Raw genomic sequence first — 26,531 nt, 5'->3', positions numbered from 1 at the left:
TTATCGTGCGTTTTCAGGAAGCCACGGTCGTGACTACACGCGTCAAGATTTGCGGTATTACTCGTCTGGATGATGCGCAGGCGGCGGTTCGGCTCGGCGCCCATGCGCTGGGATTTGTGTTTTATGCCAAAAGCCCGCGCCATGTGACACCCGAGGTAGCAGCCCGCATTATTGCGGACCTGCCCGCCTTCGTGACGACGACGGCATTGTTTGTCGATGCAAGCCCGGAATACGTGGAGCAGGTTGTGGCGACGACCGGCATAGACCTGCTGCAGTTTCACGGCAATGAGTCGGCGGATTTTTGTGCAGGCTTTGGGCGGCCCTATATCAAGGCGCTGCGCATGAAGCCAGGCCTTGATATCGTTGCTGTCATGCAGGACTATGCCGGCGCCCGGGGTATTCTGCTGGATGCCTATAGGGCCGGCGTGCCAGGAGGCACCGGCGAGGCGTTTGACTGGGCGCGCATTCCAGTCTCGGTGCGGCCGCAGATCATACTGGCGGGCGGGCTGAATCCGGACAATATTCGATCTGCCATAGCGCAGGTCAACCCTTTTGCCGTGGACGTCAGTGGAGGCGTTGAAGCGGCGAAGGGGATCAAAGATCACAATAAGCTGAAACAGTTTATCGAAGAGGTGGCACGTGCCGACAAAAGCTGAACTGGCTGCACTGATGCAGTTACCGGACGACCGCGGACATTTTGGTCCCTACGGCGGTCGTTTCGTTTCCGAAACGCTGATTGGTGCCCTCCAGGATCTGGAAAGTACCTACGAATCCCTGCGTCAGGACCCGGAGTTTCAGGCAGAGTTCGACAAGGATCTGGCGCACTATGTGGGCCGTCCGTCGCCGCTCTATCATGCCGAACGCCTGTCACGGGAAAATGGCGGCGCACAGATTTATCTCAAGCGTGAAGACCTGAACCACACCGGCGCCCACAAGGTGAACAACACTATCGGCCAGGCTCTGATCGCCAAGAAAATGGGCAAGCCGCGTATCATCGCCGAAACCGGTGCCGGTCAGCACGGTGTGGCTTCTGCCACAGTGGCGGCGCGCCTGGGTCTTGAGTGTGTGGTGTACATGGGTATCGAAGACGTGCGCCGCCAGGCGCTGAACGTCTATCGCATGAAGCTGCTGGGCGCGACGGTAGTGCCGGTGGAGTCCGGTACCCGCACGCTCAAAGACGCCATGAACGAAGCCATGCGCGACTGGGTCACCAACGTCGATACCACTTACTACATCATTGGTACTGCCGCAGGTCCGCATCCTTACCCCAAGCTGGTGCGTGATTTTCAGTGCATTATCGGTCGTGAAGCCCGCCAGCAGAGCCTGGATCAGGTGGGTCGTCTGCCGGATGCGCTGGTGGCCTGCGTCGGTGGTGGCTCCAATGCCATAGGTCTGTTCCATCCCTTTATCGAAGATGGTGATGTGCGCATGTACGGTGTGGAAGCGGGCGGCTACGGCATTGCCTCGGGTCAGCATGCGGCGCCGCTGTCGGCGGGTCGTCCTGGCGTACTGCACGGCAATCGCACCTATCTGATGGAAGATGACGCCGGTCAGATTCTGGGTACCCATTCAGTTTCCGCGGGCCTTGATTACCCCGGCGTCGGACCTGAGCATGCCTGGCTGAAAGATACCGGTCGCGCTGAATACGTTGATGCCACCGATGATGAAGCCCTGGCGGCCTTCCGTACCCTGACCAGGGTTGAGGGCATCATGCCGGCACTGGAGTCCAGTCACGCCGTGGCCTACGCGCTCAAGCTTGCCCGCACCATGCGCGAAGACCAGTTTATCGTCGTCAACCTGTCCGGACGCGGCGACAAGGATATTCACACCGTGGCCAGCCTCGATGGTATCGACGTCTGAGCGCACTGCTGGAGTACAGATTGACATGAGTCGTATTAAAGACTGTTTCGCCCGTCTTGAGACCGCCGGGCGCAAGGCGCTGATTCCCTATGTGACCGCAGGCGACCCGTCGCCCGCGGTGACAGTGCCGCTGCTGCACGCCATGGTTGAAGCCGGTGCCGATATTCTGGAGCTGGGTGTTCCTTTTTCCGACCCCATGGCGGATGGCCCGGTGATTCAGCTGGCCTGTGAGCGCGCGCTGTCCCACGGTACCCGTCTGCTGGACGTACTCGACATGGTGGCGCAGTTCCGTACAACCGACAGCCAGACACCGATCGTGCTGATGGGCTACCTCAATACTGTTGAAGTGCTGGGGTATGAGAGTTTCGCGACCCGCGCCAAGGCGGCCGGTGTTGATGGCATTCTGACGGTCGACTTGCCGCCGGAAGAGTCCGATGACTTTATCGAGGTTATGCGTGCCGCCGAGATCGACGTGATTTATCTGCTGGCGCCGACCACCGATGAGTCCCGCATCAAGTCGGTGTGTGAAAAGGGCAGTGGTTATATCTACTATGTGTCCCTCAAGGGCGTGACCGGTTCCGCGGCGCTGGATGTGGCGGCGGTGGAAGAAAAACTGAAACAGGTGCGTCGTCACACCGATATGCCGCTGGGCGTAGGTTTCGGTATCCGTGACGATGCCTCGGCCCGCGCCGTGTCCCAGATCGCCGATGGTGTGATCGTCGGCAGCGTGCTGGTCAATCGCATTGCTGAACTGGCGACACAGCCGCAGCAGATTCCCGAGCAGGTATCCCGTATTATTGCCGGCATGCGTGCCGCCATGGATGCCTGAAGATCGTTGAACAGTTTTCCCGCACAGGGGATGGAGCAAAATGAGTAACTGGCTGGAAAAAATTGTCCCTTCACTGGCTCGCAACGCCGAGAGCCGCCGGTCCAACGTGCCGGAAGGCCTGTGGAAAAAGTGTCCCAAATGCGAAGCGGTGCTGTATCGCCCGGAGCTGGACAAGAATCTGAATGTCTGCCCCAAGTGCAATCACCACATGCGTGTGGGGGCTCGCAAGCGTCTGGAAATGTTCCTCGATGCCGACAACCTGCGAGAAATTGGCGCCGAAGTGGAACCGGTCGATCGCCTGAAATTCCGCGACTCCAAGAAGTACAAGGATCGCTTGTCGGCAGCGCAGAAAGAAACCGGCGAGAAGGATGCGCTGGTGGCCATGCGGGGTGAGCTCGATGGCATGCCGGTGGTGGCGGTGGCGTTCGAGTTCCGTTTTATGGGCGGTTCCATGGGCGCCGTGGTCGGCGAGCGTTTCGTGCGCGCGGCCAATGTCTGCATGGAAGAGGGTATTCCGCTGATCTGCTTTGCGGCCTCCGGTGGTGCCCGTATGCAGGAGGCGCTGACGTCCTTGATGCAAATGGCCAAAACCAGCGCGGCGCTGGAAAAAATGCGCCAGGCCGGCATTCCGTATTTCTCGGTCCTCACGGATCCTGTCTACGGCGGTGTTTCTGCTAGCCTGGCCATGCTGGGCGATCTGAATATCGCCGAGCCCAAGGCGCTGATTGGTTTCGCCGGTCCGCGCGTTATCGAGCAAACGGTGCGAGAGAAACTGCCAGAAGGTTTCCAGCGCAGCGAGTTCCTGCTCGAACACGGTCAGGTGGATATGATTATCCATCGCAAGGAACTGCGTGAGCGTATCAGTGGGCTGTTGCGCAAGCTTACGCATTACAGCGAAGCCTGATTCAGCGTTTTTGAATCCGGGGTCGCCGGGCCGCTGATCATTGATCGGGCGGTGCGGCTGACCCCGGTTTAGCTTTTAGCGGGTAGAGACTGATGTTATCGGGTACTCCTGAGACTCTGAACGAATGGCTTGAGCATATCGAAGCCTGTCATCCCAGTGACATCGAGCTGGGGCTGGATCGTGTGCGCGACGTTGCCGCCAGGCTTGAGCTGGATTTTTCCCGCAGCAAGGTCGTGACCATTGCCGGTACCAATGGCAAGGGTTCGACCCAGACATTTCTCGACTGCATGCTGCGCGAGGCCGGTTACAGCACGGGCTGCTATAGCTCGCCGCATTTCCTGCGCTATAACGAGCGTGTGCGCATCAATGGTGCCGAAGCGTCCGACGCGGCACTCTGTGATGCCTTTGCGGCGGTTGAGATTGCGCGTGGCGAGATTCCGCTGACCTATTTCGAGTACGGCACTCTGGCGGCATTAAAAATCTTCTCGCAGCAGGCACCGCAGGTGGTGCTGCTCGAAGTGGGCCTTGGCGGGCGCCTGGATGCGGTGAATATCGTCGATCCCCAGGTGGCAGTGGTTACCAGTATCGCGCTGGATCACACTGACTGGCTGGGGGATACCCGCGAGCTGATTGGTCGCGAGAAGGCGGGTATCTTCCGTGCTGATACGCCGGCGGTGTGCGGTGATCCCGAACCTCCGGTAACGGTAGCGCAGGCGGCGGATCAGCTCGGTGCCAGGCTGTATCAGGTGGGTGACAGTTTTACCTACCTGGAGCAGGCGCAAGGCTGGCACTGGCAGGGTCGCAATCTGCAGGGCGAGTCCGTTGAGTTTCATTATCTGCCATTGCCCGGGCTGCCGTTGCCCAATGCCGCCACGGCGCTGCAGGTGCTGCATCTGCTGCTCGATGCGCCTGCGCGCAGCAGCATAGAATCTGCGCTGCGCAACGCCGCCATGACCGGGCGCATGCAGCGGCTGATGCTTGGCGACACTGAATGTATTCTGGATGTGGCCCACAACCCCCAGGCGGCGCAGTATATCGCCGGGCGTCTGGCGAAATCGCCGCCGATCGGGCGCCTGCATGTTCTGCTTGGCATGCTGAATGACAAGGATGTGAACGGTGTGCTTAAGGCATTGCAGCCGGTGGTACAGTGTTGGCACTTTGCCGGTCTTGGCGGGCCCCGCGGTCAGAGCGCTGCGGCACTGGCGCTGCGCCTGCGCGTGCTGGATCCGCAGGCACACTGCTTGACCTACAGCGACGTGGCCGAGGCTCTGGCCGGGGTGCGGCAGCAGGTGGCCGCCGGGGATAGGGTGCTGATCGCAGGCTCTTTCTTTACGGTGAGTGAAGCGCTGGCGCAGCTTGAACTGCAGGGCTGATTCGATGGGAATAGGGAGTGTGTTTGAATGAAAGGGCGCAGGCATGAATGACGGACTCCGACAGCGGTTGGTCGGCGCAGCGGCGGTGCTTGTCGCCGCAGTAGTGTTTATTCCGCTGGTGTTTGACGGTGACGGCTACCGGGAGCGGCATTTGCCGAGCAATATTCCCGCAGGGCCTGAGCCGGTGGAAATTGTGACCATAGAGCCGCAGATCGCGGCATTGCCGGATACGCAGGATGTTGCCCCGGCGCTTGAACCCAGGGAAATTGAACCCATGCCCGAGGCGGTGCTGCCGGTGCAGGGCGCGCAGCAGGCAACCCCGGACCTGGGACTCGGTGCTGATACGCCGGTGCTGGATCAGCAGAATGTGCCGGTCGCCTGGACGCTGCAGCTGGCGAGCTTCAAGGACGAAGCCAATGCCAAGTCGCTGCGCAAGAAGCTGGTGGGGTCCGGTCACAAGGTGTATACCAGACGCATCGGCGATCTTGTAAAGGTCTACGTCGGGCCGGACATCCAGCGGACCAAGCTTGAAGCCCTGCAGACAGAGCTCAAGAAGGATTTCGACCTCAACGGCATTATCGTGCGTTTTACCACTCAGTGAGCATTGGGTTGTGTCAGACCCTCTGTTAGAATGCGCGCTGTTTAAAGGATCCGATCGGGAACATGAACTGGGCTGACTGGACCATCATCGCTATCATCGCCATTTCAGGGCTTTTCAGCCTGAAACGGGGCTTCGTCAAGGAAGCTCTGTCCCTGGCAAGCTGGGTAGCGGCCTTCATAGTCGCGCGACTCTTTACGGCTCCTCTGAGCCTGGTGTTGCAGGACTATATCGAAATGCCCTCGGCGCGCGTTGCCGTGGCGTTTGCTATTCTTTTTCTGGCTACTCTGATCGTGGGTGCCTTGATCAGCGCACTCATTGTTGCGCTGGTGCAGGCCACCGGCTTGAGTAGTACTGACCGTATACTCGGAATAGGTTTCGGACTGGCCCGTGGGGCTTTACTGATCGTGGTGTTGGTAGCGCTCCTGGGCATTACCCCCGCGATTCAGGACCCCTGGTGGCACGATTCGCGTCTTATCCCTCATTTTATTCAAATGGAATCCTGGACTCGTGATCTGGCGCAAGACGTCGTGCGTGCAATTTGGAATGTTGGACTTTAGTTGAACATCCGTCACGGCAGGATTCATCAAGGCTTTTCTGAACTGTTTTGAGGTGCGTTACATGTGCGGTATTGTCGGCGTTGTTGCCAAATCCTACGTTAATCAGACGATTTTCGACGCTCTAACGGTGCTGCAGCACCGGGGCCAGGATGCGGCCGGCATGGTGACCGGTGAGGGTAACCGGTTTTTTCTGCGTAAGGATAACGGCCTTGTAAGTGAGGTTTTTCGCACCCGCCACATGAAGCGCCTTGCCGGTAATGCCGGTATTGGTCATGTGCGCTACCCCACGGCCGGCAGCTCCAGCTCCGCCGAAGCGCAGCCGTTTTACGTCAACTCGCCCTACGGTATTGCGCTGGCCCACAACGGCAACCTGACCAACGCCGAAGCGCTGGCCGACGAAATGTTCCGCGCCGATCTGCGCCATATCAACACCACTTCCGATTCCGAAGTGCTGCTCAATGTGTTTGCCCATGAGCTGCAGGGGCAGGGCAAATTACAGCCCAATGCCGATGACATGTTCAGCGCCGTAAAGCGTGTGCATGAGCGCTGCACTGGTGGCTATGCGGTGGTCGTCATGATTACCGGCTACGGCATTCTGGCGTTCCGTGATCCCAACGGCATTCGTCCGCTGTGTTACGGCAAGCGTGAAACCGAAACCGGCGAAGAATACATGGTGTCTTCCGAAAGTGTGGCGCTGGATGTATGCGGCTTTACCCACGTGCGAGACATCGAACCCGGCGAAGCCATTTACATCGATATGGACGGCAACGTGAATACCCAGCAGTGTGCCCGCAACAGCCGTTACGCACCCTGCCTGTTTGAGTTTGTCTACCTGGCGCGCCCGGACTCCATTATTGACGGCGTCAACGTGCATATGTCTCGCATGCTGATGGGCGAAAAGCTTGCCGCCAAGGTGCTGCGCGAGCGTCCGGATCACGATATCGATGTCATCATCCCCATTCCGGATACGAGCCGCACCGCGGCGCTGGAAATGGCCAAGTCCCTCAAGGTCGATTTTCGTGAAGGCTTTATCAAGAACCGTTATATAGGCCGGACCTTCATCATGCCGGGGCAGGGCGAGCGCAAGAAATCGGTGCGCCGCAAGCTGAACCCCATCGAGATGGAGTTCCGTGGCAAGGTGGTGATGCTGGTGGACGACTCCATCGTGCGCGGCACCACGTCCAAGCAGATCGTGCAGATGGCCCGGGACATGGGTGCCAAAAAGGTCTACTTTGCCTCGGCCTCGCCTGCGGTACGCTTCCCCAACGTCTATGGCATCGACATGCCGGCGGCCACCGAACTGATCGCCCATGGCCGTACCGAAGAGGAAGTGGGTGAATATATTGGTACCGACTGGATGCTGTTTCAGGAGCTGGCTGATCTGAAGGAATGTGTCAGCCTTTGTAATCCAGAGATTCGCGAATTCGATACCTGTGTGTTTGATGGCAAGTATGTGACCGGCGATGTGGACGGCGACTACCTGGCGCGGCTTGAGGTCAAGCGCAATGATGCGGCCATGGCCGATGACGATACGGATGCCGAGAGCAACGAATCGGCCGACGACCTGCACTCCAGAATCGACTAACAGAGGACATCGCGCAACATGAAAAAATTCGAGCGCGAAGAACGCATTCAGTTTGATGCGACAGGCTATGAGTTCGCCACCCTGGCGGTGCGATCGGGCCAGCAGCGCACCGATGAAGGCGAGCATGGCGATCCGATTTTCACGACCTCCAGCTTTGTCTATTCCAGCGCCCGCGAGGCTGCGGCCAAGTTTGCCGGCGATGAAGAGGGCAATATCTATTCCCGCTTCACCAACCCCACAGTACAGGCGTTTGAGCGTCGCATAGCGGCGCTTGAAGGCGCAGAGCGTGCAGTGGCAACCGCATCGGGCATGGCGGCCATTCTGAGTACGGTGCTGTCGCTGCTCAAGGCCGGCGATCATGTGGTGTGCTCGCGCAGTGTCTTTGGATCCATTGTCTCGCTGTTCGACAAGTACCTGAGCCGCGCAGGCATCGAAACCAGCTACGTGGATCCGACCGACAACGATGACTGGCGCGGGGCCATCCGGCCGCAAACGCGGCTGTTTTTCCTCGAGTCGCCGTCCAATCCGCTGGCGCAGCTGGCGGATATTACTGCCGTCGCGGCCATTGCCCACGAGCAGGATATCCTGCTGGCGGTGGACAACTGCTTCTGTACGCCTGCGCTGCAGCAGCCGCTGGCACTGGGTGCCGATATCGTAATTCATTCGGCCACCAAGTTTCTTGATGGTCAGGGACGCTGTGTCGGTGGCGCGGTCGCAGGGCCTGATCACCTGATGGAAGAGGTGTTTGGCTTTATCCGCACCGGCGGCGCCTGCATGAGCCCGTTCAATGCCTGGGTGTTCATGAAGGGTCTTGAAACCCTCAAGCTGCGCATGGAGGCACACTGTGCCAGCGCGCTGGCGCTGGCACAGTGGCTGGATGCGCAGCCGGGTATCGACAAGGTGTATTACGCCGGCTTGCCGGAGCACCCGCAGCACGCGCTGGCCAAGCGGCAGCAGACTGGTTTCGGGGCCGTGGTGTCGTTTGAGGTCAAGGGTGCTCGTGAAGCGGCCTGGCGCTTTATCGATGCCACTCGCATGCTGTCGATCACCGGCAATCTCGGCGATACCAAGAGCACCATCACTCACCCGGGTACCACCACCCATGGTCGCATGACGGCCGATGATCGTGCCCGCGCCGGTATTCGGGATAACCTGATCCGCGTTTCGGTGGGTCTGGAAGATCTTGCGGATATCCGCGGTGATCTGCAGCTCGGTCTGGCGGCACTCTAAACTATTAACCTGGCGGATAAATAGGTTCCCTCCCTATTTGTCCGTCACGCCATAAAAACAGGCGCAGGTGCGCGGACATGCTAGTTTTTATGGCGTTCGCATTGGCCTGCGGCCAATGATGAAGCATCCCTGCTTCATGTATTAACCCTCCGGGTTAATAGGCAGCGGCTGATCATCGCTGACAGGCGATTCAGGCGTTGGTGCAGAGAAATTCAGCCTCGATATGGTGCAGCGCTCCGGTGGGGCGCAGCAGGCTGCTTTTAAGGCTGAAGGCATCACACGCAAAGCAGAATGCCTGGCCGTAGAAACGTGCGGCGACGTGCTCCAGCACGCGGTCCAGGCGATTGCCGGGGCATCGGCCCAGGGTGATATGGGGAATGAAACGGCGTTGCTGCAGCGCAATGCCGGCGGCGCGCAGCTGAGTACCTATCTGTTGTTGCAACTGCTCCAGGGCCGGGTGCTGATCGACGCCCAGCCAGATGACCCCGGATGAAAACTGCCCTACACCCTCGCAGCGCAGGTCCAGTGGCGCGAACTCGATGTCCTCCAGAGCGCTGTAAATGGTCTCCAGACGGTGGCCGGGTTGCTCGCCCAGAAACTGCAGTGTGATATGCAGCCGCTCCGGTGCAGTCCAGTGCAGGTGACGTACCGGTTGCTGCAGGCGGGCGATGGCGTCCTGCAGCGGGTCGGGCAGGTCGATGGCCACGAAAAGACGCATAGAATTCCTCCCTTTATTCCGATCACCGTATAATATGCGGTTTTCCGCTGTTTCGATGAACACACTTTAGATGATCAAAACGTGAAAATCATACTGGCACCGATGGAAGGCGTGGTCGATTACCTGATGCGTGATGTACTGACGCGCATCGGCGGCATCGATCTGTGCGTGACTGAATTTGTCCGTGTTAGTCAGAATCTGTTGCCCGACACTGTCTTCCATCGCCTGGCGCCGGAGCTGCTGCGCGGCGGCACCACGCCCAGCGGTGTGCCGGTTATAGTGCAGTTGCTCGGCAGTGATCCAGAACTCATGGCCGCCAATGCCGAGCGTGCCGCGGCACTGGGCGCCCCCGGTATTGACCTCAACTTTGGCTGCCCGGCCAAGACCGTCAATCGCAATCGCGGCGGGGCCGTGTTGCTGGATACACCGCAGGATGTACACGCCATAGTGGCGGCGGTGCGTGGGGCTGTGCCGGCGCATATTCCGGTGACGGCCAAGATGCGCCTGGGCTACAGCGACAAGGCGCTGGCGCTGGACAATGCCCAGGCTATTTTCGAGGCCGGCGCCGATGGCCTGGCGGTGCATGCCCGCACCAAGGTCGAGGGCTATCGCCCGCCGGCCTACTGGGAGTACATTGCCCAGATTCGCGAGGCCATTCCCATTCCGGTCACCGCCAATGGCGAGGTCTGGAGCTGGGATGACTATCAGCGTTGCCGTGACGTCAGTGGTTGTCGCGATATCATGATCGGTCGCGGCCTGATCTCAAGGCCGGATCTGGCCCGTTCCATCAAGCGGCGCTTGCAGGGCGAAGCCGAAGCGGGTATCGACTGGTTCGAAATGCAGGGCGTACTGCTCGACTATTTTGAGCAGATTGTGGCCGACAAGGTACGCGGCTATGTGCATGGCCGTCTCAAGCAGTGGCTGCATCAGCTGAAAAAACACTATCCCGAGGCGGAACAGCTGTTCAGTCAGGTCAAGACACTGCGCGATATTGAGCCCATTCGTCAGCTGCTGATCGAGCAGCGCGCCGCCTGATCGGGTTCCTGAATCCGGATGGCGCTTTAGAGCTCGAGGCTTTGAATGCGCACCGGCATGCGCTTTGCGCCCCAGTCGCCAGGCGCTGCCTCGAAATGCCCGGGTATTCGGGTGCCGCAGTGACTGCAGCATCCCCTCGCATCCAGCTGCCATTCCCCAAGTTCGTACCAGTCCCGCTCGATCAGCCGTTGCCCACAACCCGGGCACCAGGTCGAGCTGCCCGCAGGGTCGTGCACGTTGCCCGTATAGACATACCTTAACCCCTGTTCCATCGCGATTCGCCGTGCCCGGCTGAGGGTTGCCTGGGGTGTGCGTGCCTTGTCGAGCATTTTCCAGTCGGGGTGGAAGGCGCTGAAGTGCAGCGGCCTGTCGGGCCCCAGATGCTCGAAGATCCAGCGGCTCATGGCTTCTATTTCAGTGTTGCTGTCGTTTTCATCGGGAATCAGCAGATTGGTAATTTCGAACCACACCTGGGTGTCGTGCAAATAGAGCAGGGTGTCGAGCACCGGCGCCAGGGCGCCGCCACAGATCTTGCTGTAGAAGCGCTCGGTGAAAGCCTTCAGATCGACATTGGCGGCATCTATATGGCGATAGAATTCGGCCCGCGGCGCCGGGCATATATAGCCTGCGGTCACCGCCACGGCGCGAATGTTCTGTTCGTGGCAGGCATCGGCCACATCCATGGCGTATTCCATGAAAATCACCGGATCGTTGTAGGTGAAAGCGATGGAGCGGCACGCCAGTCGCTTGCAGGTCGCGGCGAGGTCCTCAGGGCTGGCACTGTCGGCCAGGGTATCCATGTCACGGGATTTGCTCATGTCCCAGTTCTGGCAGAATTTGCAGGCCAGATTGCAGCCGGCGGTGCCGAAGGACAGCACAGCTGTGCCCGGCAGAAAGTGGTTCAGTGGTTTTTTCTCGATCGGGTCGACACAAAAACCACTGGAGCGGCCGTAGCTGTAGAGCATGATCTGGTCGTTTTCGCGGCCGCGCACGTAGCAGAGTCCGCGCTGGCCCTCGCTGAGTTTGCACAGTCGGGGGCAGACATCGCACTGTATCTTGCCGCGCTCGACGGCGTGCCAGTAGCGCGTCGGTACTGCTGTTGTGGGGGGCGCTGTTACAGGGTGCGCTGCTATAGGGGACCTTGGCATGGCGTTGCCTCGCACTGTGATGTGGCTGAGCCTGTTTAAAGCTTAGTCAATCTGCGGCTGCCTCAGGTTGCGAGTATCGGCGGCTATAATTTGCACAGTGCAAGATTGCGGGGCTCGCGCTTGAATTCTGTAGCGAGCTCGCTCTATCTGCGCGGGAGGTGGGTGATGAATGTACGGCAGGCGGCGGTGAGCGGCACTTTCTATCCAGCCGATAAAGCCGAGCTCGGTACCCTGGTGCAGCGCTTGCTGGATAACGCTGTCGGTGAGCAAAACCCCGGCAAAGTGCCTCGGGCATTGATTGTGCCCCATGCGGGATTGATCTATTCCGGTGCCGTGGCTGCTAGCGCCTTTTGCTTGCTGCGAGACGCTGGTCAGTCTTTTAGACGCGTACTACTGCTGGGGCCCAATCACCGTGTACCGCTGCGCGCCATGGCGGTGCCAGCCGTAAGTGGCTTTGCGTGCCCGCTGGGTGTGATGACGCTGGACGCGGCCGCTCTGCGGGGCTGGGTCGATAATGGCTGGGTTGAGTATAACGATGAGGCGCACCGGCTTGAGCATTGCCTTGAGGTACAGCTGCCGTTTTTGCTGCGTCTCAATCCAGACTGGCAGTTATTGCCGGTGATCGTGGGGCAGGTTGTACCCGAAGCCATTGCTGCGCTTGTGGGGGTTGGGCTCGATAACCCGGATACCCTGGTTATCGTCAGCAGTGATCTGAGTCATTACCACAGTTACGCCGTGGCGCAGCGCCTCGACCAAGCCACCACTCATCACATAGAACAGCTGGATCCGGCGCTGCATTCTGATCAGGCCTGTGGCTGCGTGGCGGTCAACGGCCTCTTGCGTGCAGCAGCCCTGCGGGGTCTTGGTGCGCGCTGTATTGATCTGCGTAATTCAGGCGACACTGCGGGGTCCCGGGATAGCGTTGTGGGGTACGGTGCTTATGTCATCGCCTGATGAGAACACGCAAAATAACTCTGGGTTGCCGGCTGCCTTGGGCGTTATTGGATCAAGCCCTAAGTTGCGCCGGAGTTTGCTTAGCGTTGCCTGGAAAGCCATCGAGCGGGGTGTTGCGACTGGCGAGTTGTGGCTGCCAGACCTTGAACAGGCGCCCGCGCAATTGCAGGTGCCGGGTGCCAGCTTTGTCACGCTCTACACTCCAGCAAGCCAGATGACCGGCAGAAACGACAGGCGGGCGCTGCGCGGCTGTATGGGGTCGCTTCAGAGCGACAGGGCGCTGCTGCAGGATGTGGCCCACAATGCCTTTCACAGTGCACTGCGCGACAGGCGCTTTGCACCGGTGCAGCAGCGCGAGCTTGGCGGCATTGAGCTGGAGCTGTCGCTCTTGTCGCCGCTGGTGCCGTTACAGTTTCGCGATGAGGCTGACTTGTTGGGCCAGGTTATCGCCGGTGTTGATGGCCTGGCGTTTGAATCTGAGGGCTATCAGGCAACCTTCCTGCCTTCGGTGTGGGAGCAATTGCCGGACGTCGACGCGTTTTGGTGTCAGCTCAAGTGCAAGGCGGGGCTGGCGGCGGACTCCTGGAGTCCGCAGCTGCGCTGCTGGCGCTATCGGGTACTGAAGATAACCGAGACTGACTCCCCGTCAGGTTAAATATGTAATGCCTGATCGCATAACAGGGCGCCACGCTAACTGCCTGTGCCGCAGCTTTTCGGCGGCTATTTGAAGATCGCGAGGTGGTTATAAAGTGCTTGTAGAGGGGGGCTGATGAAGTCTGTCAAAGTGGTTAATTTGCTGCAGGGTCTTGCGCCGACGGGGGCTGAGGAAGTGTTCGAGAGCCTGGTGCAGCGGCCAGGTTTTCGGCTGGAACGTATTCTGTCCTGGGGCCAGGTGACCCCCGAGGGTGAATGGTACGATCAGGCCGAGGATGAGTGGGTGCTGTTGCTCGTCGGCGGTGCACGACTGCTGATCGAGGGGCAGGGTGAGCTGACGTTGGTGCCTGGCGATACGCTGTTGCTGCCGACCCATTGTCGTCACCGCGTGAGCTGGACCGATCCTGCGCAGGTTACCGTCTGGCTGGCGCTGCATTTTGCGCCAGAGGGCATAGATAGCAAAACGGAGGGGCGAGATGGATTCGCGGATTGAGGTGGTTGAGGCGGATATTACCCGCCTGAAAGTGGATGTGCTGGTGAACGCCGCCAATGAATCCCTGCTCGGAGGCGGTGGTGTCGACGGTGCCATCCATAGCGCCGCAGGGCCTGGGTTGCTGGCGCATTGTCGCACTCTGGGCGGTTGTAAAACGGGCCAGGCAAAGCTGACGCCGGGCTTTAATCTGTCTGCCGGCTGGATCGTGCATACGGTGGGACCTGTTTGGCGCGGCGGCAACCAGGGCGAGGCGCAGTTGCTGCAAAGCTGCTACCGCACTGTGTTTGAGTGCGTGCGGGGGCTGGAGGTCGAGTCGATTGCGTTTCCGGCCATTAGCTGTGGTGTCTATGGTTATCCTGCGCAGCAGGCGGTGCAGATTGCGGTACGGGCAGTGCGAGCCGAGTTGGTAGTGCGGGCGCAGCCACTGCGGGTACTTTTCTGCTGTTTCGATGCGCCCATGGCGGGGCTCTATCGCCAGGCTCTGAAGGCGTAAGGAGAAAGTAGCAAGGGGCAAGGCCAAAGTAGCAAGAGCAGGGTATACAAGCAAAACCGGGCACTCAGGGTGCCCGGCCGTTATCAGATCCTGCAGTGAATGCCAGGATTACGCCATGCTTTCGATCTCGATCAGGCGCGGCTTCATGGCTTCGGGTACTTCGTGTACCAGATCCACGTGCAGTAGCCCCTTGTCCATGCTGGCCTTCACGACCCGAACATGGTCGGCGAGCTGGAAGCGGCGCTCAAAATTGCGCGCGGCTATGCCCTGGTAAAGGTATTTGCGCGTGTCGGTGGCATCCTGCTGTTTCTGGCCCAGGATGATCAATATGTCCTGCTCGCTCTTGATGCTGAGCTCAGCGTTGTCGAACCCGGCCACCGCCATGGTGATACGGTAGTGGTTCTCGTCCAGCAGTTCGATGTTGTAGGGCGGATAGGCAGGTTGGCTCTGTTCATTGCGGCTGGCGTTATCCAGCAGCGATGCCAGGCGATCAAAGCCGATGGCGGAACGGTACAGGGGGGACAGGTCAAAATCTCTCATGGTCATATCCTCGTTGAGCAATATGTTAGGTTCCCGCAGTCTGCGGGCTTGCAAAACGCGAACCTTCATCGAAGCGATCGCGTCTGCTTACCTATATGAGGATGACCAGAAGTATTTCAAGCGCGCCAAATGCAGAATTTTCTAAAGGCGCTGGGCGGGGAATGCTCTGCCATCAGTCGTATGGCAGGCAGAGCAGAGGCTGTGGCTTCAGCTATTGAACTGTTCCGGGTCGTTGGTGATGGTGACATCAACGCTGGGGCTTGGGATGCGGAAATCATGGATTCGCTCCCAGTCGCAACCGGGTTGGCGTTCCCACACGGTGCCGGCATTGAAGGCCAGCTTTTCCTCGAGGCTGTCATCCATGCTGTAGAGCTTCTCCAGCGGTACAGGCGTCAGGTTGGCGACTTCGTCCTGCAGGTAGGCTTCGTCTTCATAACCACTGAACAGGCGCCAGCCAGTGTCGTTGAGGTGCTCCGGAACGCTCTTGTACATAAAGCGTACGGGCAGCTTCTCCTCAAAAATCATACGGGACACCAGCGCCAGAAAGCCGCTCTTGGTCTGGCCGGTTTCAGTGCTGTCGGTGCTGCTGTCGAGAGTTGTTGCGTCGCTCATGGGGGCCTCCGGTAAAAATGCAGGCGCATTATACAGCGAATACGGACTTGAATGCAGGCAAGTGGCCGGGTCGTCGTGGCAAGGGTGTCGTTTTTGAGGGGACGATTGCATCGGTCTGTCTCTGCCTGCCCGGTATCAGTGCAGGATTGGCTGTCACCACCGCACATGGTACTTAAAGAGGGCGCAACCCTGTCGTTACGATGAGAAGCTGCACGGGCGTGGGAGTGTATCGCTAGGGGGCTGAATGTCCGAGAGCCTGCCGAGAGCCGCAAACAGTCAATTGTCGTTTTCGACCCAAAGCAGACATCGGGCTATGCCTGTACTCCCTGTCCTCGTGCGCGAATCGCCGCAAAATAGCGCTCTTTTACTATTGGTATGGAGACCTGAAATGGTCCAATATCACGTCATTATGGATTGGAGGGCTGTGGGATTTTGCGGGCGAAACAACACATAAAAGTGGATGCACGTTTTCAACGGAGAAAAATGACTTTGAATTATAAATATCTATTAAATTCAATTCTTTAACCTTTCTCTCGCTATCCCGGTATGTGCGTAAATGAACATGCGCAGTGTTGAAATGTTAGGCCTCCAATTGTGTGCTTCTTTATGTTTTCAGATTTTGTACCTGGAGCTCCTCAACCATGTTGAATTTTCTGCTGTTACTTCTGGGTGTGGCCTTGCTTACTGCTGGCGGTGAAGCATTGATTCGAGGCTCGTTGGCCGCCGCCAGACGCCTCGGCGTATCGCCATTGCTTAGCGGTCTCGTTATCGTAGGTTTCGGTACATCAGCACCGGAATTGGTGGTCTCTATTGATGCAGCAGTAAATGGTCGCCCCGATATCGCTATCGGCAACGTCGTTGGCAGCAATATCGGTAATATCTTTCTGATTCTTGGAGTATGTGCATTGATCACGCCTCTGGCGGTCAAGCCATTGGCACTGCACAGGGACGCTGTAACGGTAGTAGCGGCAAGTATACTGTTTCTGGTCTTGGTTGGTGGAAGCGCCTTGCAGCGGACGGATGCAGCAATTCTATTGTTGGCTTTGCTAGCTTACCTGTCGTGGGCTTACTTGACCGAACGCTCCAGCGTTACGCTCTCAGCAGAACTTCACATTGCTGAAGCGGAAGAGCTTTCCATGGTGCCGAAGTCGTTGTTATGGATTGTAGCCGCTGTTTTTTTCGGGTTACTGCTATTGATCGGCGGATCTCAAGTGCTGCTAACCGGTGCAGTGGGAATTGCAGAGCACTTTGGGGTTTCCGAGGCTGTTATTGGCTTGACGTTAGTGGCGGTAGGCACGTCACTTCCAGAGCTTTCGATATCGGTGATTGCTGCAATACGGCGACATGCGGATGTGGCGGTCGGCAACATTCTTGGTAGCAATATATTCAACTTGTTGGGAATTCTTGGTGTCTCCGCGCTACTCCAGCCACTGCCCGTCCACGCTAGAATCCTACAATTTGACCAATGGGTAATGCTCGGAGCGGCTCTACTCCTGATACTGTTCTTGTATACGGGGCGTCGCCTGAGCCGGTTGGAGGGTGGCCTATTATTGATCGGCTACGGTATTTATCTGGGGCTGAGCTTCACTGTATTTGGCGACTGACGTCGGTTGGATGTGCTCTTGCAATCAAAGAGAAGCAGCCTGCCTAATAATGCGCAGCATCGGACGACCACCACGCTCCAAGCCGCTGGTGAGTTTCGGCGTTCATGTCCATTCCGTGCCGTTAGTAGCCTTCACGATTGCTTCGACTGGCAGTTAGCCTCCGGAGCAATTCCAGATGCTTATAGTAACCACCCGGGTCCCGTCAGGACAGGCAATTGCTCCGGCAGTGCCTGCATACAGGACATCCATGTCCCTAACCCGACGAGCACTGGGACTATTTTTCGATTAGACCCGGCAGGGGTGAGGCATGGATGCCGAACTGCCGCTGCGGTACAGGGACGTAACGTCAGCGGCACCCGGAAAACCGTTCCAGCGCGCAGTGGAAAGGCTTCTGCGGGTGGCCTTCTTTTGCTTACTTTACTTCGGCCGTTCGAAGAAAAGTGAGTCGCCCAATAGGGCGAAACCGGGATTATCCGACAACGGTAACACTGCAAAGATTCGACGACTTTGAAAGAAGGCATCCGCTGCTGGGTTTCGATCCTTCGGATCTTCACCCATATACCTGCAATAAATGCATCGGTGGTGACAGGCATTCCACCGATCTCGCAATGTTTGTTCCGTGCCGGCAGTGATCTAAACGCGCTCTGCCAGGAGGACAAAGGCGTTGCGCCAGGCATCGCAGCGCTGCGTATCGCGCATGTCGTAGAGGCGCATGACGGCTTCGAGATCCAGGCTGAATTCATCCTCGTTATCTTCTGCGAGCGCTGTAGTCGCATAGTACAGGCCGTGACACCACCAGGAGGGGAGGTGGCGAATGTTGGAAACTGCGGGTCGCCACCGGCAAGCTTTAACCAATCGCTGGCAAGGTGCGGATAGGGCTCAGGCTTACCATGTCGACAGCGCACTCTCAATGGCGTCAATGGCGTGCTGGCGCGTCTTGAAGCCACCGGTTGTCATGATGAGAATGGCGGTCACCTTTTTTGCACGGCGTGCAAAATCAAGGAAGTCGCGATGATCCACAGCCTTCCGCCTACAATGATCATGAGCTACAGCAAGGAATGACGGGCACAGGCGAGTATGGACTTGCCGATTTTCCTGATCGATCGACAAGCAAACAACCAGAGCTTCATGGCCCGAGGACAAGATGGCAGTGAGCGAGTACAACGACTTACCGACATCTGAGCAGACACGCGCCTGTGTGGTGTGCGGGCAGCGTTTCCCGCGCGCCGAGCTCCGTCCCTGGATTTCGGTACGCCCGCAGGTGTCGGCGCTGATTGCGGTGGACCTGCCAGCCTGGAGTGACGGTGACGACATTTGCGTGGGTGACCTCGCGATCTACCGTCGACGCCATGTTGAGGCACTGCTTGCGGCAGAGCGGGGTGAGCTCAGCTCGCTCGATCATGAGGTGCTGCAGAGTCTCGAGGCTGGCGCGCTTATCACCCTGAGCCCGGATGCCGTGGACGAGGGCATGACATTCGGCGAGCGGATGTCTGATCGCGTGGCGAGCTTCGGTGGCTCCTGGACGTTCATTCTCTCCTTCCTTGCTGTGCTGATCATCTGGATGGCGCTGAATGTGAGCGCCTTGTTGTTCAGGTCGTTCGATCCCTATCCGTTCATCCTGCTTAACCTCGTTCTCTCCTGCGTTGCGGCCCTTCAGGCGCCGATCATAATGATGAGCCAGCGGCGACAGGAATCGAAGGATCGGCTGCGCGCAGAGAACGATTACCGAGTGAACCTCAAGGCCGAGCTCGAGATCCGGCTTCTACACGACAAGATCGATCACCAGCTTTCGCACCAGTGGCAGCGACTCGCCGAGCTGCACGAGATCCAGATTGAGCTCCTGGAGGAGCGCGGCCGTCGATGATATTGCAAGCTGGAACGCTTGCAAGGTGACAGCGCAGCAACTGCCCATAGTACCGAGGCTTAACGACGGTTGATTGACAGGGATGACGATAATCCAGGGCACCGGCAAGCGTATTGCTTCGGCTACCGGACGAATCCTGAGGCTCTTGGCCTAGTGCAATCAGCTGTATCGCTGTGACTGGGCTCGATCATCGAAGAAAAACCTTATAGCCCCCGCATCCCTGTTTACCCTGCTTTGGACGCGTCAGCTGCTGGCGGGGGCTCGGTAAGTCGGTGGTTGGAGGTTGTAGCGCTTGCCTGTGTACTTTTGAATAGCGCACCCCCCAGGCCACCGCTCACCAGCGCATTGACATCGGCGGCAACCAGCACGGGATCAACGCCACCCCAGGTGGCCAGATAGTGGGGTCGCCACTGGGGCGAGAACTTTTCCTTGAACGCCCGCAGCCCTTCAAAGTTGTAGAAGTGCCCGCCGAAGCGGGCGATGGCAAGGCCCAGATGATCCCACAAGCGCTTGTTGCGCGAGCTGGCCAGGCCGATCAGCGGCGCCAAGCCGAGCGAAAATTCCTGGTAGCCCTGGGCTTTGAGTTCCAGCATCAAGGACAGAAACAAAAATTCCATGGTTCCCGGCGGCGAGTCGTTTCTATGCCGCATCAAGTCAATGGTTGCACGGACGCGGGTGGCCGTCTGGAACAGGTTCGCAAAGGCCAGGATGCGGTCTTCGTGAGTGACAGTCGCGATCGGGAATCGTTGCAGGTATTCGCGGTCGAAGCGTCCCAGGGAGAACGACTTTTCACGAGCGTTGCGCGTTGATAACCACTCAGCGGAGATCACCGCGAGCGCGTCTAGTACCTCAGTGGAATGCGGTGGGAGCCTGATCTCGAACGTCAGCCCATCGCGTGTTGCACGGCTGAAAGTCTGTCGCAATCGCTTGCGCGGGGCGCCCTCGAGCGAGAGCGTCTCCAGCGGCACGACGGCCTCTTCGCCAAGCTTGCTCAATGAAAAGCCGAGATCGATGTAGCGCGTGAGCATATCCGGGCCTACCTGATAGAAACACGGCCGGTAATTATGCAAATCACCCAGGTCGATGAATTGATTGATCAGACCCTGGAATGCGGCGGCGTTGCCAATGGGATCGCCCAGTGCAATGAGGCTGCGACCGCGTGGCGCGTACATGATGAACGCATCCTCGTTCTCCGACATCAAGACATATTTGTCTCCCGTGAAGACGAAGCAGGCGTCTGCATCGTCCTGTTGGTCAATAATCTTTGCCACCTGGGCGCGGTCGAAGGGAGCGGTTCTGACGGGCGCGCTGCGGGCGGGGCGAAGTGCCAGCACCAGTAGCACGAAGAGGGCGGTGAACAAGCCGGTACCGTACAGCCGCAGAGAGCGTGAGAGTTGCTGGTCGGCGGCAAACTGCCACCAGCGCTCATGGTTGTAGGCGGTGTCATCGTGCGCGAAGTGAATCAACAGGAAGGCACTGAGCACGAGACCGCCAACCAGCAGCAACCACTCAGCCGAGAGTATGTTGGTCGTCAGTTTCGACGAACGATAGAATTCGGAACGCGAAAGCCACAGCAGGGTCACGGCAAATACCATGAATACCAGCAGGTCGATGTCTACGCGCTGGTAGGCAAGTGTCGATATGCCGAACAGCATCATGCCAAACACTATCCAGAACGCCCCCCGGATGCGACGTCGGAGTCCATTGGACAGGACAATCAAAGCGCCACCGACCACGCCCATGATCACGTTCGATACTTCGAATAAATTCGTGTTGATCAGTGGCAGAATTTCCTCCATGACATCGGCAGGAATTGGCAAAATCCCATTCAGTAGCAGCGCAGCACCGGTCAGAAATACCAGCGCCGAGAGTCCGAGCAACAGTGCAGGTTTCATGTCATCGAACAATGACAGCAGGGGTAAGAGCCGCGCCGAGCGGCGTGCAGTGTCGCTGTGTCGAAGCAGGGGCCCGGACAGGCTCAGGATCACCAGAGCCACTACAAAGGGCAGCAGGTAATAGATGGCACGATAGGCGAGCACTGCCGCCGCGACGCCTGGAACCTGGTCGGTACTTTGGGCAACACCTGCGATGATCACACTGTCGAACACGCCTATACCACCGGGCACATGACTGATAACACCCGCCACCGCTGCGGCGGAAAATACAGCGATGAAGGTCGAATAGGGGAGGCTTGAATCTGCTGGCAACAGCACATAGAGCGCAAGTCCGGCCAGGGCAATGTCGCCGACGGAAAACCCAAGTTGCGCGAGCAGCTCGGCAGGGCGTGGCAATCGGATCCGATAGCGGCCGGTGGCGCGTCCACGGACCGAACCCCAGGCCAGTATCGCGACCAGTGCAATGAGTAACAGGACGCTGAGCGTGCGCACCACCGCGGGTGACAGGTTGATCACGGCGCTCAGCGCAGCCGGGTGATAAGCAAGCGCGGCAAGACCGACAAGGGTGACGCCGGTGCCGAATGAGATAGCGCAGATTGTCGAGACGACAGCGATGTCCCTGGCATCCAATCCGAGGCCCTGATAGAAACGATGACGCACCGCACCACCGGACAGCACGGCAAGCCCAACCGTATTGCCGAGGGCGTAGGCGGTGAAGGAGCCAAAGCCCAGTACGATCGGTGGAGCACTCTTGCCAATGTAGCGCAGCGCCGACCAGTCATAGCCGACGAGGACGGTGTAGCTCAGAAAGGTTGCGCCCATCGCGACGATCAGTGTGGCGCGGGGGATGGCCGACAGTTGATTGAGCACGGCGTGGATATCAACATCGCGCAGCAGTGCACGAACCGCGACAACACCCAGCGCGAAGACGACGAAAGCGAGGAGGCTGCCACTGTGTGTCTTGAGAATATGCTTGATAGGTTTCATTGCGACCCTGCGATGGGAGCCTCGTCGTCGACGCCCAAGGCTTGCGTGTTCTGGCACTGTCCGCTGATAGCGGGATTAGTCACTGTATCGACTGTATCAGCTGAGTTTCCTAGAGCAAAGAGGTACCTGATGACCCATAAAACTCAGTCATTTTTAGCCGCCGGCAGAGTATTGGCGGCCAAGCTTGGGCAATAGGGCGTGCAGCTCAAATCGGTTATTGAATTGGCAGCAGAATTTGACAGTGGCGCTGGTTGGCAATGTTGTCGCCAAGATTCTGGCCATAAAAAAACCCTGCCGAGGCAGGGTTTTTATCAGCTATAACCCTATCAGGTTAGTCGCTGGCTATGCTGATCAGGCTTCTACGGTCGGGATCACTGTGGAGGCGGACTTAACGTACTTGTCCATCTCATGGAAGTTCAGGTAGCGGTAGATATCGCCGGACATGCTGTTGATACGCTGCGCGTACTCCATGTACTCATCAACGCTTGGCAGCTTGCCCATAACCGCGGCGATGGACGCCAGCTCTGCCGATGCCAGGTAGACATTGGCGCCGTTGCCCAGGCGGTTGGGGAAGTTACGCGTCGAGGTAGATACCACTGTGGAGGCGTCTGCCACACGTGCCTGGTTACCCATGCACAGGGAGCAGCCCGGAGTCTCGATGCGGGCGCCCGCGCGGCCGAAGATGTTGTAGTAACCTTCTTCGGTCAGCTGGGCAGCATCCATCTTGGTCGGCGGTGCAATCCACATGCGGGTCGGCAGGGACTGACCGGCGCTTTCCAGCAGCTTGCCGGCGGCGCGGAAGTGACCAATGTTGGTCATGCAGGAGCCAACGAAGACTTCGTCGATCTTCTGGCCGGCCACTTCAGACAGCAGGCGGGCATCGTCCGGATCGTTAGGCGCACAGAGGATGGGCTCCTTGATCTCGGCCAGGTCGATTTCGATGATTTCCGCGTATTCAGCGTCGGCATCGGCACGCATCTGACTTGGGTTGGCGAGCCATTCTTCCATCGCCTTGATGCGGCGGGAGATGGTGCGCACGTCACCGTAGCCTTCGGAGATCATCCACTTGAGCATGACAACGTTGGACTGCAGGTACTGGGCAACAGACGCATCAGACAGGGTGATGGTGCAGCCGGCAGCAGAGCGTTCTGCAGAGGCGTCGGACAGCTCGAAGGCCTGCTCGACGGTCAGATCTTCCAGACCTTCGATTTCCAGTACACGACCGGAGAAGGCGTTGATCTTGCCAGCCTTGGCAACGGTCAGCAGACCCTGCTTGATGCCGTAGTAAGGGATGGCGTGAACCAGATCGCGCAGGGTGATGCCCGGCTGCATTTCGCCTTTGAAACGCACCAGAATCGATTCCGGCATGTCCAGCGGCATAACGCCGGTGGCAGCAGCAAAGGCCACCAGGCCGGAGCCCGCCGGGAAGGAAATGCCCATCGGGAAACGGGTGTGGGAGTCACCACCGGTGCCGACGGTATCCGGCAGCAGCATGCGGTTCAGCCAGGAGTGGATAACACCGTCGCCCGGGCGCAGGGACACGCCGCCGCGGTTCATGATGAAGTCCGGCAGGGTGTGGTGGGTGTTGACGTCAACCGGTTTCGGGTAGGCCGAGGTGTGACAGAACGACTGCATGGTCAGATCGGCGGAGAAGCCCAGGCATGCCAGGTCTTTCAGCTCGTCACGCGTCATGGGGCCAGTGGTGTCCTGGGAGCCGACGGTGGTCATCTTCGGTTCGCAGTACATGCCAGGGCGCACGCCGTCGAGGTTGCAGGCCTTGCCGACCATCTTCTGCGCCAGGGTGTAACCCTTGTCGCTGTCAGCAGGCTGTTCCGGTGTGCGGAACAGGTTGGCCGGCGCCAAACCCAGTGCCTGGCGGGCACGGTCAGTCAGACCGCGACCGATGATCAGCGGAATACGTCCGCCGGCACGGACTTCGTCCAGCAGGACCTGGGTCTTGAGGCCGAAACGGCACAGTTCTTCACCGGTCTCGTGATTCTTGGCGACGCCTTCATAGGGATAAACGTCGATGACATCGCCCATGTTCAGCTTGTCGACCGGCATTTCGATCGGCAGGGCGCCGGCATCTTCCATGGTGTTGTAGAAGATCGGAGCGATCTTGTTGCCGAAGCAGTAGCCGCCGGCGCGCTTGTTCGGCACGTGGGGAATGTCGTCACCGAAGAACCAGAGTACGGAGTTGGTGGCGGACTTGCGTGAAGAGCCGGTACCGACCACATCGCCCACATAGGCGACAGGGAAGCCCTTGGCCTTGACAGCGTCGATCTGGGGCAGCGGGCCGGTTTCGCCCTGCTTGACAGGTTCGATGCCTTCGCGGGCCATCTTCAGCATGGCATTGGCATGCAGCGGGATGTCCGGGCGCGACCAGGCATCCGGTGCCGGAGACAGGTCATCGGTGTTGGTTTCGCCGGTTACCTTGAAAACGGCAACGGTGATTTTTTCTGCAACTTCAGGCTTGCTGGTGAACCATTCGCCGTCAGCCCAGGACTGCAGTACCTGCTTGGCAAAGACGTTGCCAGCTTCGGCTTTTTCCTGCACATCGTGGAATGCATCAAACATCAGCAGGGTGTGGGACAGTGCCTTGGCGGCGGTTGCGCCCAGGGCTTCGTTGTCCAGGCAGGCGATCAGCGGCTGGATGTTGTAGCCACCGAGCATGGTGCCGAGCAGTTCGGTCGCCTTAACGGCGTCGATCAGCGGAGAAGAGGCTTCTCCGGTGGTGATGGCGGCCAGGAAGCCGGCTTTTACATAAGCGGCCTGGTCAACACCGGCGGGAACACGGTCGCTGAGCAATGCCAGCAGTGTTTCTTCTTCACCGGCAGGCGGTGCTTTAAGCAGTTCAATCAGGGCTGCGGTCTGTTCCGGATCCAGGGGCTTCGGCGGAATGCCTTCCTGGGCGCGTTCTTCTACATGTTTGCGATATGCTTCAAGCACGATATAGCCCTCATCAGTTGTCGCTTCTGCCAAGACCATTAATTAGTACATCTGGTAATGCGGCCTTGGCGGTGTGTCGACTCGCTTTCGATTGTTCATTGGCGGGCGCTATTTTAACGCAATGCGCATCTCAAGTTAAGATGTGTCGACAATCCGGGGCCTGCGACCAAGGCCGCATAAGCGTGCTTAAAACGGACTGTTTTTCTTATAAATCAGTTATTTATAATAGACTATTAACAATTTATGTTAAACATTTAGCCTGCCTATAGTGGGTCCCGCCTGAGATCATATCAATGACTTAGCGCTGACTGTGCTGAGCTATCAGGGCACCGATCGAGTCTATATGGCGGCTTGCGGGGCCGGTTTGGCGCTTGTGACGGGAGGGTGGCTGGGGGTGAAACTGGGTTTAATGGCGCTGATTGTGTTCCGGAGTGCCCACATTTATGTGAGTGGGCAGCTCCGGGGTGCACCAAAGGCCGTTACAGCACCTTGTTCAGTGCCTGTTCCAGGCTGGCCACGGTACCTTCCGGGTTGTGCAGTTTGTCCAACCCAAAGAGGCCGAGGCGGAAGGTCTGAAAGCCTTCTGGCTCATCACACATCAGCGGTACGCCGGCGGCGATTTGCAGACCCTCTGCGAGGAATTTGCTGCCGGTCTGAATGCCATTGTCCCGGGTATAGCTGACGACAACGCCGGGTGCCTGAAAGCCCGGAGCTGCGACACTGGCAAAGCCCTTGCGTTCCAGCAGGGCGCGTACCCGCAAACCCAGCTCGATCTGTTCCTCGCGCACATCGGCAAAGCCGTAGTCGCGGGTTTCCTGCATCACATCCCGCAGGCGGGTCAGGGCGTCTGTCGGCATGGTGGCGTGATAGGCATGGGCGCCGCCTTCGTAGGCTTCCATGATTTGCAGCCATTTGCGCAGATCGCAGGCAAAGCTGGTGCTGCTGGTGGTGTCGATATGCTCACGGGCTTTGGCGCTGAGCATGACCATGGCACAGCAGGGGGAGCCGCTCCAGCCTTTCTGGGGGGCACTGACCAGCACGTCCACACCGGTTGCCTGCATGTCGAGCCAGAGGGTGCCGGAGGCGATGCAGTCGATCACCAGCAGGCCGCCAACCTCGTGTACGGCATCGGCCAGGGCGCGGATATAGTCATCGGGCAGCAGCATGCCGGAGGAGGTCTCGACATGGGGCGCAAACACCAGTGCCGGCTTCTGGTCGTGGATGGCGGCCACGACCTCGTCGATGGGCGCCGGTGCGAAGGCTGACTGCGGCGCCGTGCCGGTGGGCCGGGCCTTGAATACCAGTGACTCCGAGGGGATGTCACCCATCTCGAAGATCTGGGTCCAGCGATAGCTGAACCAGCCATTGCGCACCACCAGGCATTTCTGGCCAGTGGCGAACTGTCGTGCCACTGCTTCCATGCCAAAGGTGCCACTGCCCGGCACGATGATGGCCGAATGGGCGTTGTACACCTCTTTTAACGTGCCTGATATGTCTTTCATCACGCCCTGGAAGGCGCGGGACATATGGTTCAGTGAACGGTCGGTGTAGACCACCGAGTACTCGAGCAAGCCTTCTGGATCAACATCGGGTAAAAGACCTGGCATGGTTTTCCTCCTTAAAAAGTAACGGCATCACAGACTCGG

General features: G+C 58.7%; 25 protein-coding genes. 17 read left to right on the top strand and 8 right to left on the bottom strand.

Annotated elements, in window-relative coordinates; genetic code table 11:
* The first annotated feature begins 29 nt into the window (after positions 1-29).
* The 9 genes from A8C75_RS12830 (at position 30) to A8C75_RS12790 (ending at position 8,939) form a co-directional block, all read left to right on the top strand.
* Positions 30-656, top strand: coding sequence for a phosphoribosylanthranilate isomerase (locus A8C75_RS12830; RefSeq protein WP_067382939.1), 627 nt, complete (start codon positions 30-32; stop codon positions 654-656).
* Between the two features lie 13 nt (positions 657-669).
* Positions 670-1,860 (top strand): tryptophan synthase subunit beta, encoded by a 1,191-nt coding sequence (gene trpB / locus A8C75_RS12825; protein WP_067387280.1) that lies wholly within the window; start codon positions 670-672, stop codon positions 1,858-1,860.
* A gap of 25 nt (positions 1,861-1,885) precedes the next feature.
* The gene (trpA, locus tag A8C75_RS12820) at positions 1,886-2,689 is read left to right on the top strand and encodes a tryptophan synthase subunit alpha (protein WP_067382936.1); all 804 of its coding nucleotides are present in this window, start codon (positions 1,886-1,888) and stop codon (positions 2,687-2,689) included.
* A gap of 40 nt (positions 2,690-2,729) precedes the next feature.
* Positions 2,730-3,593 carry an acetyl-CoA carboxylase, carboxyltransferase subunit beta gene (accD, locus tag A8C75_RS12815; protein WP_067382933.1) on the top strand — a complete coding sequence of 288 codons (864 nt, stop codon included), beginning with the start codon at positions 2,730-2,732 and terminating at the stop codon, positions 3,591-3,593.
* A gap of 92 nt (positions 3,594-3,685) precedes the next feature.
* Positions 3,686-4,966 (top strand): bifunctional tetrahydrofolate synthase/dihydrofolate synthase, encoded by a 1,281-nt coding sequence (folC, locus tag A8C75_RS12810; RefSeq protein ID WP_067382930.1) that lies wholly within the window; start codon positions 3,686-3,688, stop codon positions 4,964-4,966.
* Between the two features lie 43 nt (positions 4,967-5,009).
* A complete protein-coding gene (locus A8C75_RS12805; RefSeq protein WP_067382927.1) occupies positions 5,010-5,567 on the top strand; it encodes an SPOR domain-containing protein in 558 nt (185 codons plus the stop codon).
* Positions 5,568-5,629: 62 nt separating this feature from the next.
* Positions 5,630-6,124: a CvpA family protein gene (locus tag A8C75_RS12800; protein ID WP_067382924.1), complete on the top strand. Its 495-nt coding sequence runs from the start codon at positions 5,630-5,632 to the stop codon at positions 6,122-6,124.
* Between the two features lie 61 nt (positions 6,125-6,185).
* On the top strand, positions 6,186-7,709 hold the full coding sequence (purF, locus tag A8C75_RS12795; RefSeq protein ID WP_067382921.1) for an amidophosphoribosyltransferase: 1,524 nt from the start codon (positions 6,186-6,188) through the stop codon (positions 7,707-7,709).
* Between the two features lie 18 nt (positions 7,710-7,727).
* The gene (locus tag A8C75_RS12790; protein ID WP_067382918.1) at positions 7,728-8,939 is read left to right on the top strand and encodes an O-succinylhomoserine sulfhydrylase; all 1,212 of its coding nucleotides are present in this window, start codon (positions 7,728-7,730) and stop codon (positions 8,937-8,939) included.
* Positions 8,940-9,129: 190 nt separating this feature from the next.
* Here A8C75_RS12790 and thpR read toward each other — a convergent pair whose 3' ends face one another.
* Complete coding sequence (gene thpR, locus A8C75_RS12785; RefSeq protein WP_067382914.1) at positions 9,130-9,657, bottom strand: RNA 2',3'-cyclic phosphodiesterase; 528 nt, start codon at positions 9,655-9,657, stop codon at positions 9,130-9,132.
* Positions 9,658-9,738: 81 nt separating this feature from the next.
* Between thpR and A8C75_RS12780 the strand changes: the two genes are divergently transcribed.
* A complete protein-coding gene (locus A8C75_RS12780) occupies positions 9,739-10,692 on the top strand; it encodes a tRNA dihydrouridine synthase (protein WP_067382910.1) in 954 nt (317 codons plus the stop codon).
* Positions 10,693-10,718: 26 nt separating this feature from the next.
* Here the strand turns inward: A8C75_RS12780 and amrS are convergent, their stop codons facing one another.
* Positions 10,719-11,840 (bottom strand): AmmeMemoRadiSam system radical SAM enzyme, encoded by a 1,122-nt coding sequence (gene amrS, locus A8C75_RS12775; protein ID WP_067382902.1) that lies wholly within the window; start codon positions 11,838-11,840, stop codon positions 10,719-10,721.
* Positions 11,841-12,005: 165 nt separating this feature from the next.
* On the opposite strand from amrS, the gene amrB reads away from it, so the two are divergent.
* The 4 genes from amrB (at position 12,006) to A8C75_RS12755 (ending at position 14,434) form a co-directional block, all read left to right on the top strand.
* The gene (gene amrB / locus A8C75_RS12770) at positions 12,006-12,794 is read left to right on the top strand and encodes an AmmeMemoRadiSam system protein B (RefSeq protein ID WP_067382899.1); all 789 of its coding nucleotides are present in this window, start codon (positions 12,006-12,008) and stop codon (positions 12,792-12,794) included.
* A 64-nt stretch (positions 12,795-12,858) separates the two neighbouring features.
* Positions 12,859-13,449, top strand: a complete 591-nt coding sequence (amrA, locus tag A8C75_RS12765) for an AmmeMemoRadiSam system protein A (protein WP_157890290.1) — start codon at positions 12,859-12,861, stop codon at positions 13,447-13,449.
* A 114-nt stretch (positions 13,450-13,563) separates the two neighbouring features.
* Positions 13,564-13,941 (top strand): cupin domain-containing protein, encoded by a 378-nt coding sequence (locus tag A8C75_RS12760; RefSeq protein WP_067382895.1) that lies wholly within the window; start codon positions 13,564-13,566, stop codon positions 13,939-13,941.
* Positions 13,925-14,434 carry an O-acetyl-ADP-ribose deacetylase gene (locus A8C75_RS12755; RefSeq protein WP_067382892.1) on the top strand — a complete coding sequence of 170 codons (510 nt, stop codon included), beginning with the start codon at positions 13,925-13,927 and terminating at the stop codon, positions 14,432-14,434. Before A8C75_RS12760 ends, A8C75_RS12755 begins: the two co-directional genes overlap by 17 nt.
* Before the next feature lie 108 nt (positions 14,435-14,542).
* On the opposite strand, the gene A8C75_RS12750 is transcribed toward A8C75_RS12755, so the two are convergent.
* On the bottom strand, positions 14,543-14,974 hold the full coding sequence (locus A8C75_RS12750; protein WP_067382889.1) for an Hsp20 family protein: 432 nt from the start codon (positions 14,972-14,974) through the stop codon (positions 14,543-14,545).
* Positions 14,975-15,181: 207 nt separating this feature from the next.
* On the bottom strand, positions 15,182-15,586 hold the full coding sequence (locus A8C75_RS12745) for an immunity protein Imm33 domain-containing protein (RefSeq protein WP_067382887.1): 405 nt from the start codon (positions 15,584-15,586) through the stop codon (positions 15,182-15,184).
* Between the two features lie 641 nt (positions 15,587-16,227).
* Here A8C75_RS12745 and A8C75_RS12740 point away from each other — a divergent pair.
* A complete protein-coding gene (locus tag A8C75_RS12740) occupies positions 16,228-17,190 on the top strand; it encodes a calcium/sodium antiporter (protein WP_067382884.1) in 963 nt (320 codons plus the stop codon).
* A gap of 507 nt (positions 17,191-17,697) precedes the next feature.
* Positions 17,698-18,066 (top strand): hypothetical protein, encoded by a 369-nt coding sequence (locus A8C75_RS23650; RefSeq protein WP_157890289.1) that lies wholly within the window; start codon positions 17,698-17,700, stop codon positions 18,064-18,066.
* 9 nt (positions 18,067-18,075) lie between these two features.
* Here A8C75_RS23650 and A8C75_RS24150 read toward each other — a convergent pair whose 3' ends face one another.
* Positions 18,076-18,210 (bottom strand): hypothetical protein, encoded by a 135-nt coding sequence (locus A8C75_RS24150; RefSeq protein ID WP_257737046.1) that lies wholly within the window; start codon positions 18,208-18,210, stop codon positions 18,076-18,078.
* Positions 18,211-18,340: 130 nt separating this feature from the next.
* Here A8C75_RS24150 and A8C75_RS12735 point away from each other — a divergent pair, with 130 nt between their 5' ends.
* A complete protein-coding gene (locus tag A8C75_RS12735) occupies positions 18,341-19,054 on the top strand; it encodes a DUF1003 domain-containing protein (RefSeq protein WP_227819910.1) in 714 nt (237 codons plus the stop codon).
* Between the two features lie 224 nt (positions 19,055-19,278).
* Here A8C75_RS12735 and mprF read toward each other — a convergent pair whose 3' ends face one another.
* The 3 genes from mprF to A8C75_RS12720 all read right to left on the bottom strand — a co-directional run bounded on the left by mprF (position 19,279) and on the right by A8C75_RS12720 (position 26,492).
* Positions 19,279-21,936, bottom strand: coding sequence for a bifunctional lysylphosphatidylglycerol flippase/synthetase MprF (gene mprF, locus A8C75_RS12730; RefSeq protein ID WP_067382878.1), 2,658 nt, complete (start codon positions 21,934-21,936; stop codon positions 19,279-19,281).
* Positions 21,937-22,287: 351 nt separating this feature from the next.
* Entirely contained in the window at positions 22,288-24,885 is a 2,598-nt protein-coding gene (acnB, locus tag A8C75_RS12725; RefSeq protein WP_067387276.1) for a bifunctional aconitate hydratase 2/2-methylisocitrate dehydratase, read from the bottom strand.
* Positions 24,886-25,364: 479 nt separating this feature from the next.
* Entirely contained in the window at positions 25,365-26,492 is a 1,128-nt protein-coding gene (locus A8C75_RS12720) for an aminotransferase class V-fold PLP-dependent enzyme (RefSeq protein ID WP_067382874.1), read from the bottom strand.
* Between the last annotated feature and the right edge of the window lie 39 nt (positions 26,493-26,531).

The sequence above is a fragment of the Marinobacterium aestuarii genome (genome assembly GCF_001651805.1).
Lineage (GTDB): Bacteria > Pseudomonadota > Gammaproteobacteria > Pseudomonadales > Balneatricaceae > Marinobacterium_A > Marinobacterium_A aestuarii.
This window is presented reverse-complemented; position numbering and strand designations above follow the sequence as displayed.

Coding starts and splice junctions, on each gene's coding strand:
- trpB (WP_067387280.1), top strand. CDS start 670: ATGCAGTTACCGGACGACCGCGGACATTTTGGTCCCTACGGCGGTCGT.
- trpA (WP_067382936.1), top strand. CDS start 1,886: ATGAGTCGTATTAAAGACTGTTTCGCCCGTCTTGAGACCGCCGGGCGC.
- accD (WP_067382933.1), top strand. CDS start 2,730: ATGAGTAACTGGCTGGAAAAAATTGTCCCTTCACTGGCTCGCAACGCC.
- folC (WP_067382930.1), top strand. CDS start 3,686: ATGTTATCGGGTACTCCTGAGACTCTGAACGAATGGCTTGAGCATATC.
- A8C75_RS12805 (WP_067382927.1), top strand. CDS start 5,010: ATGAATGACGGACTCCGACAGCGGTTGGTCGGCGCAGCGGCGGTGCTT.
- A8C75_RS12800 (WP_067382924.1), top strand. CDS start 5,630: ATGAACTGGGCTGACTGGACCATCATCGCTATCATCGCCATTTCAGGG.
- purF (WP_067382921.1), top strand. CDS start 6,186: ATGTGCGGTATTGTCGGCGTTGTTGCCAAATCCTACGTTAATCAGACG.
- A8C75_RS12790 (WP_067382918.1), top strand. CDS start 7,728: ATGAAAAAATTCGAGCGCGAAGAACGCATTCAGTTTGATGCGACAGGC.
- thpR (WP_067382914.1), bottom strand. CDS start 9,657: ATGCGTCTTTTCGTGGCCATCGACCTGCCCGACCCGCTGCAGGACGCC.
- amrS (WP_067382902.1), bottom strand. CDS start 11,840: ATGCCAAGGTCCCCTATAGCAGCGCACCCTGTAACAGCGCCCCCCACA.
- amrB (WP_067382899.1), top strand. CDS start 12,006: ATGAATGTACGGCAGGCGGCGGTGAGCGGCACTTTCTATCCAGCCGAT.
- A8C75_RS12760 (WP_067382895.1), top strand. CDS start 13,564: ATGAAGTCTGTCAAAGTGGTTAATTTGCTGCAGGGTCTTGCGCCGACG.
- A8C75_RS12755 (WP_067382892.1), top strand. CDS start 13,925: ATGGATTCGCGGATTGAGGTGGTTGAGGCGGATATTACCCGCCTGAAA.
- A8C75_RS12750 (WP_067382889.1), bottom strand. CDS start 14,974: ATGAGAGATTTTGACCTGTCCCCCCTGTACCGTTCCGCCATCGGCTTT.
- A8C75_RS12745 (WP_067382887.1), bottom strand. CDS start 15,586: ATGAGCGACGCAACAACTCTCGACAGCAGCACCGACAGCACTGAAACC.
- A8C75_RS12740 (WP_067382884.1), top strand. CDS start 16,228: ATGTTGAATTTTCTGCTGTTACTTCTGGGTGTGGCCTTGCTTACTGCT.
- mprF (WP_067382878.1), bottom strand. CDS start 21,936: ATGAAACCTATCAAGCATATTCTCAAGACACACAGTGGCAGCCTCCTC.
- A8C75_RS12720 (WP_067382874.1), bottom strand. CDS start 26,492: ATGCCAGGTCTTTTACCCGATGTTGATCCAGAAGGCTTGCTCGAGTAC.